The sequence below is a fragment of the Paraburkholderia sp. J7 genome (genome assembly GCF_905220155.1).
Taxonomy (GTDB): Bacteria; Pseudomonadota; Gammaproteobacteria; order Burkholderiales; family Burkholderiaceae; genus Paraburkholderia.
In genome coordinates this window covers 147,625-164,384 of sequence record NZ_CAJMYZ010000002.1, presented here as the reverse complement: position 1 = coordinate 164,384, position 16,760 = coordinate 147,625, and the positions used below count along the sequence as shown (strand labels likewise).

At 64.0% G+C, this 16,760-nt stretch carries 12 protein-coding genes; 9 read left to right on the top strand and 3 right to left on the bottom strand.

The genetic code is table 11. The features are described from left to right. Positions 1-171 precede the first annotated feature (171 nt). From U5A58_RS03850 to U5A58_RS03835, 4 genes are all read left to right on the top strand, one after another. Positions 172-1,437 (top strand): ABC transporter substrate-binding protein, encoded by a 1,266-nt coding sequence (locus U5A58_RS03850; RefSeq protein ID WP_321960360.1) that lies wholly within the window; start codon positions 172-174, stop codon positions 1,435-1,437. A gap of 88 nt (positions 1,438-1,525) precedes the next feature. Beyond that, positions 1,526-2,401 (top strand): branched-chain amino acid ABC transporter permease, encoded by an 876-nt coding sequence (locus tag U5A58_RS03845; protein ID WP_321960359.1) that lies wholly within the window; start codon positions 1,526-1,528, stop codon positions 2,399-2,401. Positions 2,402-2,422: 21 nt separating this feature from the next. Then, entirely contained in the window at positions 2,423-3,349 is a 927-nt protein-coding gene (locus U5A58_RS03840) for a branched-chain amino acid ABC transporter permease (RefSeq protein ID WP_321960358.1), read from the top strand. Then, the gene (locus tag U5A58_RS03835) at positions 3,346-4,866 is read left to right on the top strand and encodes an ATP-binding cassette domain-containing protein (protein ID WP_321960357.1); all 1,521 of its coding nucleotides are present in this window, start codon (positions 3,346-3,348) and stop codon (positions 4,864-4,866) included. Before U5A58_RS03840 ends, U5A58_RS03835 begins: the two co-directional genes overlap by 4 nt. A gap of 22 nt (positions 4,867-4,888) precedes the next feature. Here the strand turns inward: U5A58_RS03835 and U5A58_RS03830 are convergent, their stop codons facing one another. Together U5A58_RS03830 and U5A58_RS03825 are read right to left on the bottom strand one after the other, a co-directional pair. Beyond that, on the bottom strand, positions 4,889-6,631 hold the full coding sequence (locus tag U5A58_RS03830; RefSeq protein ID WP_321960356.1) for a Na/Pi cotransporter family protein: 1,743 nt from the start codon (positions 6,629-6,631) through the stop codon (positions 4,889-4,891). Between the two features lie 39 nt (positions 6,632-6,670). Next, positions 6,671-9,451 carry an HAD-IC family P-type ATPase gene (locus U5A58_RS03825; RefSeq protein WP_321960355.1) on the bottom strand — a complete coding sequence of 927 codons (2,781 nt, stop codon included), beginning with the start codon at positions 9,449-9,451 and terminating at the stop codon, positions 6,671-6,673. Between the two features lie 150 nt (positions 9,452-9,601). Here U5A58_RS03825 and U5A58_RS03820 point away from each other — a divergent pair, with 150 nt between their 5' ends. The 3 genes from U5A58_RS03820 to U5A58_RS03810 all read left to right on the top strand — a co-directional run bounded on the left by U5A58_RS03820 (position 9,602) and on the right by U5A58_RS03810 (position 13,239). Further along, entirely contained in the window at positions 9,602-10,510 is a 909-nt protein-coding gene (locus U5A58_RS03820) for a LysR substrate-binding domain-containing protein (protein ID WP_321960354.1), read from the top strand. A 158-nt stretch (positions 10,511-10,668) separates the two neighbouring features. Beyond that, on the top strand, positions 10,669-11,976 hold the full coding sequence (locus tag U5A58_RS03815) for an MFS transporter (RefSeq protein ID WP_321960353.1): 1,308 nt from the start codon (positions 10,669-10,671) through the stop codon (positions 11,974-11,976). A gap of 24 nt (positions 11,977-12,000) precedes the next feature. Further along, the gene (locus U5A58_RS03810; RefSeq protein ID WP_321960352.1) at positions 12,001-13,239 is read left to right on the top strand and encodes an amidohydrolase family protein; all 1,239 of its coding nucleotides are present in this window, start codon (positions 12,001-12,003) and stop codon (positions 13,237-13,239) included. Between the two features lie 18 nt (positions 13,240-13,257). Here U5A58_RS03810 and U5A58_RS03805 read toward each other — a convergent pair whose 3' ends face one another. After that, on the bottom strand, positions 13,258-14,082 hold the full coding sequence (locus U5A58_RS03805) for an alpha/beta hydrolase (RefSeq protein WP_321960351.1): 825 nt from the start codon (positions 14,080-14,082) through the stop codon (positions 13,258-13,260). A 92-nt stretch (positions 14,083-14,174) separates the two neighbouring features. Here U5A58_RS03805 and U5A58_RS03800 point away from each other — a divergent pair, with 92 nt between their 5' ends. After that, positions 14,175-14,960 carry a helix-turn-helix transcriptional regulator gene (locus U5A58_RS03800; RefSeq protein WP_321960622.1) on the top strand — a complete coding sequence of 262 codons (786 nt, stop codon included), beginning with the start codon at positions 14,175-14,177 and terminating at the stop codon, positions 14,958-14,960. Positions 14,961-15,526: 566 nt separating this feature from the next. Continuing rightward, a complete protein-coding gene (locus tag U5A58_RS03795; protein WP_321960350.1) occupies positions 15,527-16,693 on the top strand; it encodes a porin in 1,167 nt (388 codons plus the stop codon). Positions 16,694-16,760: the final 67 nt, after the last annotated feature.

The window sequence follows — 16,760 nt, the reverse complement described above, 5'->3', positions numbered from 1 at the left end:
GGGGCGGCGCATTTTTTTGCCGCTTTGCACCATGAAAGCTGCACGTTACCTGTCATCGTTTTTACCGATTGAGCGCGCAAAGGCTGGTGATACTGTTGTGGGCGCATTCTTCAAAGCTGCAATGTAGCGGGCAGATGTTCCTCAACGATCCAGGCGAATCGGAGATGCAGGATGTCCAATAACGGCGTGTGGCGAAACCTTCATCGCGTAGCGGCGACGAGTATGGTGGCAGCAGGGCTGGGCCTCGCGGCCGGCGCGCATGCCGCGGGCGAGCCGATCAAGATCGGTGTGATCAGTGAGGAGTCCGCAGTGGCGGGCGCCTCGATCAGCAAGGCGGCGCAACTCGCCGCGGACGAAATCAACGCGAGCGGCGGCGTGGATGGCCGCCCAATTCAGATCATCGCGTATGACGACCACTCGTCGGCCTCCGACGGCGTGCGCGCGTTCCAGCGAGCCGCGACCCAGGACAAGGTGGTCGCCGTGATCGGCAGCTATATCAGCGAAGTGGCGCTCGCCATGGAGCCGTGGTCGGCGCGGCTGAAAATGCCCTTTGTTACGCCGGGCGCCGCGAGCAACGACATTTCGAAGCACGTTCACGACGACTACGACAACTACAAGTACACGTTCCATGGCTGGATGACGTCGGCGTTCATTGCGCAGTCGATCTGCGACTTTTCGCACGATATTCTCGTCGGCCAGTTCAAGATGAAGTCGACGGTCGTGATGAGCGAGGACGCGGCGTGGACCAAGCCGCTCGACGAGCGCTTCATGGAATGCCTGCCCAAGGCCGGTCTCCAGGTGCTCGATCATATCCGCTTCAATCCGGATACTTCGGACTTCACACCAATCTTCAACCAGATCGAGGCCAAGCACCCCGATACCATCACCACGGGCATCAGCCATGTGGGCGTGCAGCCAACCGTGCAATGGCACGACCAGCAGGTGCCGATCCCGATGTCGGGTCAAAGCTCGCAGGCCACGACCACGAGCTTCTGGAAGGACACGAACGGCGCGACCGAAGGGGTGATTACGGCTTCCGCTGCGGCTCCGGGCGTGGCAATTACGCCGAAGACGGTGCCCTTCGCGGATGCGTATCAGAAGAAGTTCGGCGTCTCGCCAGCGTATTGCGGCTTCTCGACGTATGACCTCGTCCACATCATTGCGGATGCGATCAAGCGCAACAAAGGCTCGACCGATCCGGACCAGATGGTCGCCGCGCTAGAGAAAACCGACTATGTAGGCACGATCGGGCGCTGGCAGTTCTACGGCAAGAACGACCCATTCACGCACGCGCTCAAGTACGGCCCGGGCTATATCACCGGCATCAACCTGCAGTGGCAGGACGGCAAGCAGATCGCGATCTGGCCGAAGTCCGTCGCGAACGGCAAGGTCAAGTTCCCGACCTTCATCAAGATCCAGCAGGCCAGCGCGAACTAGCCTCGTAGTGCGTCGCGCAGTGCGGCCCAACGCCCAGGCGTCGGGCCGCGCTGCGCATCCAGCGACCCACCCAAATGAAAGGCCGGTCATGCTGCTCCTGCAGATTCTCATCGACGGCTTTGCCATCAGCTCGCTCTACGCGCTCGGCGCCATCGGCTTTACGCTGATTTTCGGCGTCTCGGGCATATTGAATCTCGCGCACGGCGGCGTGATGCTCGTCGCGGCGCTGATGGGCTGGATGCTCGCGGGCGAAGCCGGCCTCGGCACCTACCTCGGCACGCTGCTCGGCGTGGTCGCCGGACTCATCGCGGCCTACGTCACCTACCTGATGGTGGTGCGGCCCATTCAGCGCTCCGCCGCCATTCCACATGAAGAGAAGGAAATCTTCGTGCTCACCGGCACGCTGCTGTGGGGCATCATGATCCAGCAGGGCATGGCCTGGCTCTTCACCGACAACCCCGTGACGATGCGCCCGCTCATCAGCGGCGTGGCGATGATCGGCAGCGTGCGCGTGCCGTTCAACGAGATCATGATCGCCGTGGTCTGCTGGGCCGTGATCGGCCTGTTGTGGCTGTTCGTGAACCGCACGCGCGCGGGCAAGGCGCTGCTCGCGGCCTCGATGAATCCACGCGGCCTCACGCTGCTCGGCTTCGAACTCTCGCGCATCTATCTGCTCGCGTGGACCATTTACGGCGTGCTGGCGGGCATTGCGGGCGTGTTGCTCGCCTCGTTCCTCGGCGTGAGCACGAACAACGCCGGGCAGCTCACCGCGAGCGCGTTCTCCATCGTCGTGCTGGGCGGTCTCGGCAGCGTTTCCGGGTCGTTGATGGCCGCGTACGTCGTGGGCTACCTGGAGACCGTCACCGCGTACCTCGTTGCGCCGACGCTGCGGCCGCTGCCCGCGCTGCTGCTGCTGGTGCTCGTCGTGTATGTGCGGCCCCAGGGTTTCCTGGGCCGCCGCTAACCGAACGCAGGGAGCATCGACATGTCCGGTCTTCTTCGTTCGCGTGGGGTATGGGTGGCCGTGTTGCTCGCCGTCGCGGCGGCCACGCTGCCGTGGTGGATGTCGGGCTATATCCTCGGCGTGCTCACGGTCGCGTATTACTTCGGCGTGTTTGCAATGTCGTGGGACCTGCTGTTCGGCTTCGCCGGCGAGGTCAATTTCGGCCCCACGTTCCTGATTGGTCTGGGCGCCTATTCCGCGGCGATCATCGACGCTCATTGGGGCCTGCCGATACCCGTTTGCGTGATCGCGGGCGGCCTCGTCGCGCTGGTGGGCGGGCTGCTGCTCGCGGTGCCCGCGCTGCGGCTGCGCGGTCCGTACTTCGGCCTCGTCACGCTCGTGGCGGTGCTGCTGCTGCAGAACGCCATTGTGATCTTCGCGGGCGTGACGGGCGGCGAGATCGGCATGATGGTGCCCGACGTGATGTCCGTCGACGCCAACCACAACTACTGGATCGCGCTGGCGTTTCTGGTGGTGTGCGCGATCCTGCTGTTCGGCCTCTCGCGCTCGGCAATTGGCCTCATCTTGCAGGCGAGCGGCCAGGACGCCACCGGCGCGCAGGCGCTGGGCTTCAACGTCACGCGGCACAAGCTCGTGGCCTTTTGCATCAGTGCCGTGTTTTCGGGTGTGGCCGGCGCGATGCTGGTGTTCTATCAAGGCACGGCTTCCGTGAGTACGGTGGTGGATTTGAGTGTGGGCGTGCAGATCATCATCGCGGCCGTGCTCGGCGGCCGGCGCACGATACTCGGTGCGGTGCTCGGATCGATCTTCCTGATCGTGGCCGGCGAATTTCTGCGCCCGCTCGGCCAGCTCAACACGTTCGTCGTCGCGGCCGTCGCGCTTGCGGCGCTGCTGTTCTTTCCGGACGGCTTGCTCGGCAATTTGTTGCGTGCGAGGGAACGCCAATGAACGACACGCCGCTGCTCTCAGTACGCGGGTTGACCAAGCGCTTCGGCGGTCTCGTCGCCGTGAAGGACATTGGCTTCGACATCCGGCCCGGCGAAATCCTCGGCCTGATCGGACCCAACGGCTCCGGCAAGTCGACCGTGATGAAGCTCATCATGGGCATCGAGCGGCCCAACGCGGGCTCGGTCAAGGTGAACGGCGTGGAGATGGCTGGCTGGGCGCCGCACCGCATCGCGCGTGCGGGCGTGGGCATCGTGTTCCAGCATTCACGGCCGCTGCATCGGCAAACGGTGCTGGAGCATATCAAGCTCGCGCTGCTGCCCGATTCGCTGGTGAAGCTGGCGGCAGAACCGCACGTGCATCAGCGCGCGCAGGAAATTGCCGCGCGCGTGGGCCTTGCCGCCGTCATGCACCGGCATCCCGCCACGTTGCCTTTCGCCGACCTGCGCCGCATGGAAATGGCGAAAGCGATTGCGCGCGACCCGAAGGTCGTGCTCGTCGACGAGCCGTTCGCAGGACTAACGGTCGCGGAGTCCGAGGCCTTCTCCGAGCTGATACGCGGTTTTCGCGCGGAGGGCCGCGCGGTGCTGCTGGTCGATCACAATGTGAAGAGCCTCTCCGCGCTGGCCGACCGCGTGCTCGCCATGTACCTGGGCGAGCACGTCGCCGAAGGCACGGCCGAAGCGGTGATGCAAAACGAAACGGTGCGCCGTGTGTATCTGGGCGGCAAGCTCGAATTGCGCCAGCGTGCGAGCGCGGCGGGCGAGGCGAAGCGCTCCATTCTCGAGGTCTCGGACGTGCGCGTGCTGTACGGCAAGGCATGTGCGCTCGACGGCGTGAGCCTCCACGTTCGCGAAGGCGAGTTCGTCTCGGTGGTCGGCCTCAACGGCGCGGGCAAGACCACGCTGTTCAACGCGCTTTCGGGCCTTCTGCCGTACAAAGGCACGATCTGCTTCGACGGGCGCGACCTGAAGGGCATGAGCGGGGCGGCCGTCTCACGCGCGGGCCTCGTGCAATGCCCGGAAACGCGCGAGCTGTTCGGCGACATGACGGTGCGCGAGAATCTCGAACTCGGTGGCTATCATCTTTCGGACGAAGTGCGCAAAACGCAGCTCACGTGGCTCTTTGACCTCTTTCCCATTCTGAAGTCGCGCCAGGGGCAAACCGCGCGCACGCTTTCGGGCGGCGAGCAGCAAATGCTGGCCATTGCGCGTGCGCTCATGCCGCAGCCCAAGCTGCTGATTCTCGACGAGCCGACGCTCGGGCTTGCGCCCGTGATCCTCGAACAGTTGTCGAAGGCGCTGGATGCGCTGCAGCAGTCCACGCCCATTACCGTGTTGTTAGGCGAGCAGAACGTTCGCTTCGCGCTGCCGCACGCGGACCGCGTTTATGTGCTGGAGCACGCGCGCATCATCTGGGAGGGCAGCGCTTCGCGTTTCGAAGCGGAGATGGGCCGCGGTTTTCTCGAAGCGGTGCCCACGAGCGATCCTCAGGCACTGACCTCGGGCGCTGCGCGTTGAGGACCAACCCGGCGCGCGGGCATCACACCTGGGCTTCGGCCTCGGCTTCGGCCACGGCCTCGGTGCCCTGAGGTTCCTCCACTTTCACGTCGTGCAGCCAGCGCGTGGCCTTGGCGATGGCGCGCGAGAGCCGCGCCACTTCGTTGAGCTGCTCGATCACGTCGTTGGCAAAGCGGAAAATGAACGCCGCGCCCTCGTTGCGCAACTGCAGCGCGGACAGGATGCGTTGCCGCGCCGAGTCGGACAGCGCTTCGATTTCCGGCTTGGCGTTGACGATGCGCGTCACGACGTCCGCCTCCGGGTGCGCGATCATCTGCACGGCCAGCGTGAAATGCTCGATCACGGACCGGCCGAATTGCAGCAATTCGGCGTTGCTCGCCAACACGCTCACGTCTGCGCTTTGCGCGGCACGCCTTTGGCTCAGCGCGAGCATGCTCGTCGTGGCCACTTCGCGGATAGCGTCGAGGCACGTCGCAATGCGCGCTAGGTCGACCAGTTGCCGCCCTTCGTCGTCGCTATGCACGGCGTCGGAGAGCTTGCCGATATAGGTAAGAATGGCGGTGGCTAGCGAGTCCGCCGCCTTGTCCTCGTTTGCCACCGTGGAAAGCGCCTGCGAGGAACTCTCGGCCAGGAGCTTCGCGCTTTGCTCGACCAGAAGCTGCACGAGCTTGCCGAGCGAAGCCAGTTCCAGTTGCACGCGGGCAATGGCGAGCGCCGGCATTTCGACCAGCGTTTCGTCCAGGTAGCGCGGCACGCCTGGGTCCTGCCAGGCTTCGCGTCGCACCGGGGCCAGGCGTTCGGCGAGCTTCGCAATGGGCCCGGTGAACCAGATCAGCACGAAGGTGCTGAATATGCTGAACACCGTATGCGCGTTGGCGGCCTGACGTGGAGTTTCCGCCGCGAGACGCGCAGTGCCGCTCAAGTCGGGCGCGGAAGGCGAGATCATGCGTATGAAGTCGGCGAACTGTGGAATCGCAAAGGCGAAGAACAGCACGCCAAGCACGTTGAAGAGCAGGTGAACGATACCGACCTGCGCCGCTTCCGCCGACTTGCCGATCGAGGCGAGCAGTGCCGTCCCGCAGGTGCCCACGTTGGCACCGAGTATCAGCGCAATGCCCGATTCGAGCGGAATCAGCCCCTGGCTGCCGAGCGCGATGACGATTGCGAGCGTGGCCGCCGAGCTTTGCACGATGGCCGTGAACACCGCGCCGATCACAATGCCGACGAGCGGATTGCGCATGTCCTGCATCGCGTCGATGAACGGCTGGTAGTCGCGCAGGGGCCGCGTGGCGTTGCCCATCATCTCGATGCCGAGGAACAGCAGACCGAGGCCGAGCAGCGCGCCGCCCAGTTCGCGCAGCGTGTCGCGTTTCGCAAAACCGTAGAGCAGGAAGCCGCCGGCGAGCATGAACGGCACGAGTGCGGAGATATTGAACGCGATGATCTGCGCGGTGAGCGTCGAGCCGATGTTGGCGCCCATGATCATCGGAATGGACTGCCGCAGCGTCATGAGCCGCGCGGAAACGAAGCCCACCAGCAGCACCGTGGTGATGGTCGACGAATTGAGCAGCGCCGTGATGCCCGCGCCCGCTAGCACGCCGCGAAAGCGGTTGGCGGTGAGCGAACCCAGCAGCGATTGCAGGCGCGCGCCGGCAAGCGTCTTGAGCGCCCCCGTCATGAGGTCCAGCCCGAAGAGGAACAGGGCGAGGCCGCCGACGAGCAGACCAATCACCTCGACCAGATTCAGATTCGCACCAGGCAGCATGGCTATGGGCCCTCGCTCTCGAGTCGGGACGAAACGATTCTACGCGTCATGGTACTGCCTTGTGGCCGCGGCGCGCGATGGCGGGCTCACGGACCGCTTGAGCGCCGGTATCGAGCGAATGACGAGCTTCTCGAGCTCCACCACGAGGAAGAACAGGATCGCGCCCGCCACGAGCCAGAGCCAGGCCGCGAGCGGCAGCGACTCGGTCTCGAAGATGGCGTGAAAGGGCAGCGTATAGGTGAAGAGGATCTGCAGCACCACGACCGCGCCAATGCCATACCAGAGGTACGCGTTGCCCATGTGCGCGCGCACCGATAGCGCCGAATTGATCAACGAGCGGCTGTTGAGCAGATAGAAGACCTGTCCCATCGTGATGGCGTTGACGGCGGCCGTGCGCGCCATGAAGTCCGATGCGCCCTGCGACTTCATCCAGAAGAATGCCGCGAGCGTATAGAGTACGAGCGCGGCGCCGACGAAGAGAATGCGCCACACGCCGAATGGTGTGACGATAGGCCGGTCGATCGAACGCGGCGGGCGCTGCATCACGTCGTCCTCGTGCGGCTCGAAGGAAATGACGAGGCCGAGCGCAACGGAGGTGACCATGTTCACCCACAGCACCTGCGGCGCAGTGATCGGCAGCGTGAAGCCAAACAGGATCGCGATGGCAATCACCGCGCCCTGGGCGATATTCGTCGGCAGCATGAAGAGCATGGCCTTTTCGATGTTGTTGTAGACCGTGCGCCCTTCCTTCACCGCCGCGGAGATCGAGGCGAAATTGTCGTCGGCGAGGATCATGCCCGCCGCTTCCTTCGTCACCTCCGTGCCCTTGATGCCCATTGCCACGCCGATATCGGCCTTCTTGAGCGCGGGCGCGTCGTTCACGCCGTCGCCTGTCATGGCGACCACCTGGCGGTTGGCCTGGATCGCCTTCACGAGCCGCAGCTTGTGCTCGGGGCTCGCGCGCGCGAACACGTCCACGTCGCGTACGCATTCCTGCAGCGCGGCGTCGTTCATCGCCTCGATCTCGGTGCCGGCCACGGCCGTCTTGCCGTCGCCGATGCCGAGCATGCCCGCGATCGCCGCCGCCGTGACCTTGTGGTCGCCCGTGATCATCGTCACGCGAATACCGCCGCCGTGGCATTCGCGCACGGCGTCGATCGCTTCCTTGCGCGGCGGGTCCATGAGGCCCACGAGGCCGAGCAGCACGAGCGTCTTCGGCAGGTCCTGCGGGCCGAGGTTGCCAACCTGGAGGCCGGGGTCGGGCAGCCACGCCAACGCCAGTACGCGCTCGCCTTGCGAGGCGAGCCGTTCGCCTTCGCGTGCGAAGCGCTCGCGGTCGAGCGGCGCGGGGCCGGTTGCCGTTTGCTGGCGGTCGCAGTTCTCGATGATCACTTCCGGCGCGCCCTTCACGAGCAGCATCTCGCCTTGCGCCGACCGGTTCAGCGTAGCCATGAACTTGTGCTCGGACTCGAAGGGAATGCCGTCGATGCGGGGCGCGGCGGCGGCTTCCGCGCCGCGGTCCATGCCGAGCTTGCCGGCGAACGGATAGAGCGCGCCCTCGGTCGGGTCGCCTTCCACCTTCCATTTGCCGTCCTCCTCGAAGAGTCCGGCGTCGTTGCACAGGATCGATACGCGGCCCATGAGCGTGAGGACTTCCGGCGGCGCGGCGCCTAGCGCCTTGCCGCCCGCGCGGACTTCGCCTTCGGGCGCATAGCCGTCGCCGGTCACTTCATAGGGCGCGTCCGCCGTCACGACCGACGTCACCATCATTTCCATGAGGGTGAGCGTGCCGGTTTTATCCGAGCAGATGCGCGAGACGGAGCCGAGCGTTTCCACGGCGGGCAGGCGGCGGATGATGGCGTTGCGCTTCGCCATGCGCTGCACGCCGATGGCGAGCGTGATGGTGATGAGCGCTGGCAGGCCCTCGGGGATCACCGACACCGCAATGCCCACCACCGCCTGGAACAACTGGATGAAGGTCATGTGGCCGAGCCAGTGGCCCCACGCGAAGAGCAGCACACTGAGAATGCCGATGGCGATCGTAATGACGTATCCAAACTTCTTGATCTGGCGAAGGAGCGGCGTTTCGAGCGCGCTGACTTCGGCGAGCATCTGGTTGATGCGGCCAAGCTCTGTCTGGCTGCCCGTTGCGACGACGATGCCCGTTGCGCGGCCCGAAAGGACCATCGTGCCGGAAAACGCCATGTTTTCGCGGTCGCCCACGGTGGCTTGCGCCGGCACCGCGCCGGTGTTCTTCTCCGCGGGCACCGACTCGCCTGTGAGCGCCGCCTCTTCCGTGCGCAGGTTTCTCGCTTCGACGAGGCGGATGTCCGCGGGGATCTTGTCGCCCGACTCCAGCAACACGATGTCGCCGGGTACGACCTCGTCGGCGGGGATCAGGCGCACCTCGCCGGCGCGCAGCACGCGCGCTTCGGCGGAAAGCATGTTGCGAATCGAGTCGAGCGCTTTCTCGGCGCGGCCTTCCTGCAGGAAACCGAGCAACGAGTTGAGGATCACCACCGCGAAGATGATCGAGGCGTCGAGCCACAGGCTCAACATCAGCTTGATGAAGCCGGCCGCGAGCAGCACGTAGATGAGCACATTGTTGAACTGGGCCAGGAACCGCACGAGCGGCCCGCTTTTCTTCCCCTGGGGCAGCACGTTGGGCCCATAGGTACCGAGGCGCTTTGTGGCGTCCGCCCCATCGAGCCCTTGCGACGGATTCACGCCCAGCTGACGCTCGATTTCACCGGCAGGCATGGCGTGCCACTGCGTCGCGCCTGCGCTTGCGCCTTTTGCCGCACTCTCGGCAGAACTCATCTTTGCCCCCTGGTTGCACAGAGATTCAACGCAATAGTAAGTTTTTTTCGCAGCAGGCATGCGCAACCTGGTGCGCGCAACATCCGTTGGAGCGAGCTGCGGCGGGATGTATGGCAACATCTCCTTGCCACGACCCGCCCGAGTCATTCCATGCGCATCACGCCACTGCCTCCGCTGCCCTGCCTCGTCGCGTTCGAAGCCGCCGTGCGGCACGCCAGCTTCACGCGCGCGGCCGCCGAACTGCACCTTACGCAAAGCGCGATCAGCCGCCAGATCCAGCAGCTCGAAGAGTTTCTTGGCCGCTCGCTGTTCGTGCGCGAGCACCGTTCGCTGCGGCTCACGATAGCGGGCGAACAATATGCGGCGCAGGTGCAACGGCTTCTCACGCAATGCGCCGAAGCCACCTTCGACGTGATGAAGCACTATGGCGACCTCGAACTGACCATTGCCTGCTCGTCGGGCGTGGCGGTGCTGTGGCTCACGCCGCGCCTGCCTGCATTTCGCAAGGCGTATCCCAACGTCAAGCTGCGCCTGATCGTGCGCGACGGGCTCGCCTCGATGTCGCCCGCGGAGTTCGACGTTGGCGTGTATTACGTGCGCCAGCAGGCGCCCGCGCATTTCACCGCGCGCCGCCTTTTCAACGAAGAAGTGTTTCCCGTGTGCTCGCCGGGCTATCTCGCGGGCCGCTCGCTTGCGCCCGCCGACCTCGCGAACGAAACGCTGCTGCTGCTCGAAGACGGCCAGCGCCAATGGATGTCGTGGCCAGAATGGTTCGACCTGAACGGCGTGACGATGCCGAAAACACCACAGGGCCTCACGATCAACCACTATCCGCAGCTCGTGCAGCTGGCCATACTCGGCCAGGGCGTGGCGCTAGGCTGGCGCTACATGATCGACGCCTGCATTGACGACGGTTTGCTCGTGCGCGTGGGCGAGAGTTCGGCGAGCCACGGCGGCGGCTATTACGTGATCTCGCCCAACGACCGCGCGCAGAACCAGGCGGCGCGTCTGTTCACACGTTGGCTTTTCGAGCAGGCGGAGGCGCAGACGGCGGTGTAAGCAGCGTTCAGGGGCCATGCATGCGCCCAGCGCATGCATGCATGCGTATCTTTCGTTTCAGAAATTAATCGTGCTTTCATTAGCATGGGGAGCATGTTGGGGCTCCGGGCGCGTGGCTGTTGGCGCGCAGCTACGATTAATCTGATCAGGAAGACACCATGCAAGGAACGCTTTCACCTCGCGTCGCGCATGACGCCGTCGCGACAACCGCGCAGCAGCGCCGCCGCGCGATCATCGCGACGGTACTGGGCAACGGCCTCGAGTGGTTCGACTTCACGGTGTACAGCTTCTTCGCTGTCATCATCGCGAAGCTGTTTTTTCCAACCGGCAACGAGCTGACCTCCGTTCTGCTCACGGTGGCGACCTTCGGCGTGGGCTTTTTCATGCGGCCCGTAGGCGGCATCGTGCTCGGTATTTATGCGGACAAAGTGGGCCGCAAAGCCGCGCTCTCGCTCACCATCTTGCTGATGGCGTTCGGCACCGCGCTCATCGGGCTTGCGCCCACCTACGAGCAAGCCGGTATCGCCGCGCCGCTGCTGATCGTGCTTGCGCGCCTGCTGCAGGGTTTCTCCGCAGGCGGCGAGATGGGCGGCGCCACGGCGTTCCTTACCGAGTACGCGCCGCCGGGCAAGCGTGCCTACTATTCGAGCTGGATTCAGTCGAGCATCGGCTTTGCCGTGCTGCTGGGCGCGGCCACGGGCACCTTCGTGACCTCGTCGCTGGATGCGCAGTCGCTGCATAGCTGGGGCTGGCGCCTGCCGTTCCTGATCGGCATTCTCGTGGGGCCCGTGGGTTACTACATCCGCAGCCATATCGACGAAACGCCCGCGTTCAGCGCCGTGGAAGCGCAGGCGAAAGACAATTCGCCGCTCAAGGAAGTGTTCGAGCGCTACCCGCGCGAGACGTTCGCGAGCTTTTCCATGGTCATTCTCTGGACGGTCTGCACCTACGTGCTGCTGTTCTACATGCCGACCTATTCGGTGCGCACGCTGCACTTGCCGCAGTCGACGGGCTTTTCCGCGGGCATGGTAGGCGGCCTGATGATCATGTGCGGCGCGCCCATTGTGGGCAAGCTGGCGGATGCGTGGGGCCGGCGCGTGTTCCTGAGCGGCGCCGCGTTCCTGATTCTCGTGCTCGCATGGCCCATGTTCACGTGGATCAACCACGCGCCCGGCTTCGCTTCGCTCATCGTGTTTCAGGCCGTGTTCGGCGTGCTGATCGCCGCCTACACTGGGCCGATCCTCGCGGCCTTCTCCGAGTTGTTCCCGACCAAGGTGCTCTCGACCGGCCTTTCGGTGGCCTACAACTTCGCGGTCACGATCTTCGGCGGCTTCGCGCCGTTCCTGATCACGTGGCTCATCGCCCGCACGGGCAGCAACATGGCGCCTGCGCTCTATGTGATCGTTGCGGCCGCCATCAGCCTGGTTGGCACCTTCTTCGTGAAGGACACGCGGCGCGCGAACTGAACGACTCTATAAGGAATCCAGACAATGGCCATTACGGTTCTCAAAGGCGGCAACGTACTCGATCTCGAACGCGGTGTGCTGCTCGAACACCATCACGTCGTGATCGAAGACGAGCGCATCGTGGAAGTGACCGATCGCCCCATCGATCTGCCGAATGCAAACGTGGTCAACGTGCGCGGCAAGACCGTCATGCCGGGCTTTATCGACTGTCACGTGCACGTGCTCGCCTCGAACGCGAATCTCGGCGCGAACGCCATGCAGCCCAATATTCTCGCGGCCATCCGCTCGCTGCCGATTCTCGACGCCATGCTCTCGCGCGGCTTCACCAGCGTGCGCGACGCGGGCGGCGCCGACTGGAGCCTGATGCAGGCCGTGGAAACGGGCCTCGTGCCCGGGCCGCGCATCTTCCCCTCGGGCAAGGCGCTCTCGCAAACGGGCGGTCACGGCGATTTCCGCCCGCGAGGCGACCTGCTCGAACCGTGCTCGTGCTGCTTTCGCACGGGCGCGATTGCGCGCGTGGTGGATGGCGTGGATGCCGTGCGCCTCGCCGTGCGCGAGGAGATCCAGAAGGGCGCCACGCAGATCAAGATCATGGCGTCGGGCGGCGTGGCTTCGCCTACGGACCCCATCAACAATACCCAGTACTCCGAAGATGAAATTCGCGCCATCGTGGCGGAGGCGCAAGCGGCGAACACCTATGTGATGGCGCATGCGTACACGGGGCGCGCAATTGCGCGCGCGGTGCGCTGCGGCGTGCGCACGATCGAGCACGGCAATCTCGTGGACGACGCGGCCGCGCAGGTGATGCGCGAGTTCGGTGCTTTCGTGGTGCCGACGCTCGTGACCTACGACGCACTGGCCACACACGGCGCGCAGTTCGGACTGCCGCCGGATTCGGTGGCGAAGGTGGCTTCCGTGCAGCAGAAGGGGCGCGAATCGCTGGAAATCTATGCAAAGGCCGGCGTGCAGATGGGCTTCGGCTCCGACCTGCTCGGCGAGATGCACGCGTTCCAGACCGGCGAATTCCGCATCCGCGCGGAAGTGCTCGGCAATCTGGAGGCGTTGCGTTCGGCTACGAGCGTGGCTGCGGAGATCGTGAACATGAAGGGCGAACTGGGCGTGATCGCGGCGGGCGCCATTGCCGATGTGGTGGTGCTCGACGGGAATCCGCTCGACGACATTGGCGTCGTGGCCGGTGAGGGCGAGCGGATCGAGTATGTGCTGCAGCGGGGGAAGATTGTGAAGGCGCGGATGGAAGGATGAAGCCGCGCCAGCCATGATTCACATTTCCGCGCAAGCGGGTCGATCGGGAGGAGCGTCGGCGCCGTTTTGGGACGGACTCGCGGCCACGGCCGTTTCGATAAGGAAGGATTCGATGGCCGCGGCAAGCGCGAGGGGTGTTTCATTCATCGGATAGTGGCCGGCGTTCCTCAGTATCTCAACCGTGGCCCGGGGATAGCGGAGAAGGTAGGTTTTGGCCATCAATGCGGCGTTGAAGGTGGGATCGTGCTCGCCCACCAGCACCTTCACCGGATGCCTGCCGGTGATCGCGTCGCTGAAGTCGGTATCGGCCCACGCACGGAAGTACGCGGCGAACGCATGCGGGTAGGAATGCGTTGCCGACCAGGCCGCTTTCCAGTCGACCCAGGACGAGGGTAACCGTCCGCCGGTGCTGCGATCGATGATGGTTCTGCGATTGTCGATGGACCCGGCGGCGTCTTCGAGCAGGCGCCGCGTTGCCGCATCGTATGCAATGCCGCCGCATGGAACCGGCGCGACTGCAACCAGTGCCCTGACCCGCTCGGGAGCACGTGTCGCAATCCGTTCGATCGCCATGCCGCCCATTGAATGACCCATGAGGCTGAAGGTGTCAAAACCGAGCGCATCGGCAAGCGCCAGCGCATCGGAGGCGATCTCATCGATCGTGTAGTCTCCGCGCGCTTCCTGCATTTTTCCGTAGCCGCGATAGTCCATGAATACGTAACTGAAGGCGTGGCCAGACAGCCAGGGTTCAATCTGCTCGAACGAATGAGCGTCACCGAACCAGCCGTGCAGAACGAGGACGGGGTGAGGGCCATGTCCCACGCGATGAAACGTATTGGGCATATCGACTCCGAAATGAATGGGATGGGCAGATCGTAAGTCGGATGACCGAGGCCCGCCTTCGAAAACGGGTCAATCACTGTAGAATTCGGGCCATGCGAAATACCTTGGTCGATCCCTTCGAAGACATTCCTCGCAGCGTGGTCGTGACCGCGAACGAATACTCGGCCGGTTCATCATTTCCCGTGCATGCGCATCGACGCGGTCAGTTCGCGTTTGCCTCTCGCGGCACGATCAGCGTGGCGACTCCGGAAGGCCGGTGGCTCGTGCCGCCGCAGCGAGCGTGCTGGGTGCCCGCCGGTGTAGCGCACGAAATGACGATGCGCGGGCCCGTCACCATGCTCAACGCTTTCGTGTCGCTGGAAGAAGCGCGCGATGCGCAACTGCCGGCCCATTGTTGCGTCTACGGCGTTTCGGCCCTTCTCAAACAATTGCTCGAAGAGGCCATCGATTTGCCGGCCATGTACGACGTTGGTGGGCGTGCAGGCAAGCTGATGAGCCTGCTCGTGGCGGAGATAGCGTCAATGCCGCGACTCTCACTCCATGCGCCGTTGCCGAGTGATCCTCGTCTCGTTCGCGCGTGCCGGATGCTGCTTGACGCGCCATCGATCGCCGTCGGGCTGGACATGATGGCCGCCGAAGTCGGAATGAGCCGGCGAACGCTTACGCGGCTTTTTCGTGTAGAGACCGGCGTGAGTTTTGCGGAGTGGCGCCAGCAGGTCTGCCTGCTTTCTGCCATCGAGCGTTTGAGTGGAGGGGAGCCCGTGACTCGGGTTGCATTGGACCTTGGGTACGCGAGTCCTGGCGCGTTCTCATTCGCATTTCGTCGCGTGCTGGGGGAAGCGCCGAGCCAATATCTGGAGACGCGACGAGCGGCGTGAAGGCGCAGCCGCTCGTTTTACGGCGTGCGAGCGCGGCATGCTCCTTCACTGCCCATTTTGCGACCTTCCAGATGACTGGATCGTCGACCGCAACGGCGCATAAATCGCGGTGCGAAATACCTAATCTGCGCCACCCGGGTATACGTTGATCATCTCCAGCCGCCACATGGTCACGAGCGTGGCCGTCGCCCGTTTCGTCAAGCGTCATCCATAGCGTTCAGTGCTGCTGAAGGCGGTCGCGGCGATTGCCATGACTGCAGTTGCTGCACGCCGCCGCCTGGCGTGGCACCCAACTCAGGCCGGCTCGCACGGCACCCGCGCATGCACCATTTAAGTGAATGCGACCCCAATTGTATCAAATCTCGTAATAATTGAAGGGGCAATCCGGCGTCGAAAATGTGGGGCAATCCGTCGATCGCCCGCTCCACAAGACATTGCGCCTACTGTTACGTTTTCGCGACAGTCATTTTTTTTCGTTTCTTGAGTTGCAGGGCGGTACCGTATTCTCCGGCGCGCAACAAAAAAGTACATCAATCCAAAAGAGACTACTGGTTACTGAATTACAGATGAAGAACACCAACATCAAGGCAAGCGTTATCGCGGTTGCCGCTTTCGCAGCATCCTCGGCAGCAATGGCACAGTCGTCGGTCACCCTGTACGGCATGCTCGACGCCGGTATCGGCTACACCTCCAACGTCGGCGGCCACTCGAAGGTCAGCCTCGACGGCGGCGCCTCAGGTTCGAACAAGTGGGGCATGCAGGGTCAGGAAGACCTCGGCGGCGGCTTCAAGGCAGTCTTCAAGCTCGAAAATGGCTTCAACATTGCCACCGGCGGCATTGGCGGCCAGGGCCCCATTGGCTCCTCGCGTTCGCTGTTCAACCGCCAGGCGTTCGTAGGCCTCACTTCGGACCAGTACGGTACCGTGCGTTTGGGTCGCCAGATCGACGCCGTGACGGAAATGGTTCAAGGCCTCACGGGCGACGCCATTTCGGCGTCGACGTTCTCGACCCCGGGCGACGTGGACAACAACGACAACACGACGAACCAGAACAACGCGGTGAAGTACATCTCGCCGGTTTTCCACGGCTTCCAGGCTGAAGGCGCGTACTCGTTCGGCGGCGTTGCCGGTGCTATGGGCTCGGGTCAGTCGTGGTCGGTGGCTGCGGACTACGATCAGGGTGGTCTGACGGTCGCTGGCGGCTACTTCCACGCTGCAAACCAGGGTGAGGCCGGCTGGCAGAACGCAACGGCACAACCGTCCTTCGGTGGTGCGCTGGGCTATCCGAGCTCGGGTTACTACGGCGGCAATGCGTTCAAGAGCGCGGGCATCGCTCAGATCGCCGGTCAATACCAGTTTGGTCCGTACACGGCCGGCCTGCGTTACTCGAACGCGCAGTACGAGGGCAACGACGGCCAGCAGTCGATTCACTTCAACGTGCTGGGCGGCCTTCTGCAGTACCAGGCAACCCCGGCGCTGTCGCTGGCCGCGGGATACACGTACGTCTACGGTTCGCAAGCCACGCCTGCGCAAGCCGCTGAGGGCCGCACCATGGCTTCGATCAACCAGGTCTCGCTGGGTGCGACGTACGCGCTGTCGAAGCTCACGTCGGTCTACGCAATGGGTGCCTACGTCCATGCTCAGGGCGCTCAGGCTTCGGCTGCTGACTTCGGCAACACCGCATCGGGCGGCAACCAGGTTCAAGCCAACATTGGCATGTACCATCGGTTCTAATCGCAGGTTCGGAAGCGCGGGGTAGCAGACACGTTACCCAGTTAAAGAAGCGCTCCGCTTGTGAATC

What these genes read in the sequence shown, in the direction of transcription:
- U5A58_RS03850 (WP_321960360.1), top strand. Translation starts at nt 172, where the DNA reads ATGTCCAATAACGGCGTGTGGCGAAACCTTCATCGCGTAGCGGCGACG.
- U5A58_RS03845 (WP_321960359.1), top strand. Translation starts at nt 1,526, where the DNA reads ATGCTGCTCCTGCAGATTCTCATCGACGGCTTTGCCATCAGCTCGCTC.
- U5A58_RS03840 (WP_321960358.1), top strand. Translation starts at nt 2,423, where the DNA reads ATGTCCGGTCTTCTTCGTTCGCGTGGGGTATGGGTGGCCGTGTTGCTC.
- U5A58_RS03835 (WP_321960357.1), top strand. Translation starts at nt 3,346, where the DNA reads ATGAACGACACGCCGCTGCTCTCAGTACGCGGGTTGACCAAGCGCTTC.
- U5A58_RS03830 (WP_321960356.1), bottom strand. Translation starts at nt 6,631, where the DNA reads ATGCTGCCTGGTGCGAATCTGAATCTGGTCGAGGTGATTGGTCTGCTC.
- U5A58_RS03825 (WP_321960355.1), bottom strand. Translation starts at nt 9,451, where the DNA reads ATGAGTTCTGCCGAGAGTGCGGCAAAAGGCGCAAGCGCAGGCGCGACG.
- U5A58_RS03820 (WP_321960354.1), top strand. Translation starts at nt 9,602, where the DNA reads ATGCGCATCACGCCACTGCCTCCGCTGCCCTGCCTCGTCGCGTTCGAA.
- U5A58_RS03815 (WP_321960353.1), top strand. Translation starts at nt 10,669, where the DNA reads ATGCAAGGAACGCTTTCACCTCGCGTCGCGCATGACGCCGTCGCGACA.
- U5A58_RS03810 (WP_321960352.1), top strand. Translation starts at nt 12,001, where the DNA reads ATGGCCATTACGGTTCTCAAAGGCGGCAACGTACTCGATCTCGAACGC.
- U5A58_RS03805 (WP_321960351.1), bottom strand. Translation starts at nt 14,082, where the DNA reads ATGCCCAATACGTTTCATCGCGTGGGACATGGCCCTCACCCCGTCCTC.
- U5A58_RS03800 (WP_321960622.1), top strand. Translation starts at nt 14,175, where the DNA reads ATGCGAAATACCTTGGTCGATCCCTTCGAAGACATTCCTCGCAGCGTG.
- U5A58_RS03795 (WP_321960350.1), top strand. Translation starts at nt 15,527, where the DNA reads ATGAAGAACACCAACATCAAGGCAAGCGTTATCGCGGTTGCCGCTTTC.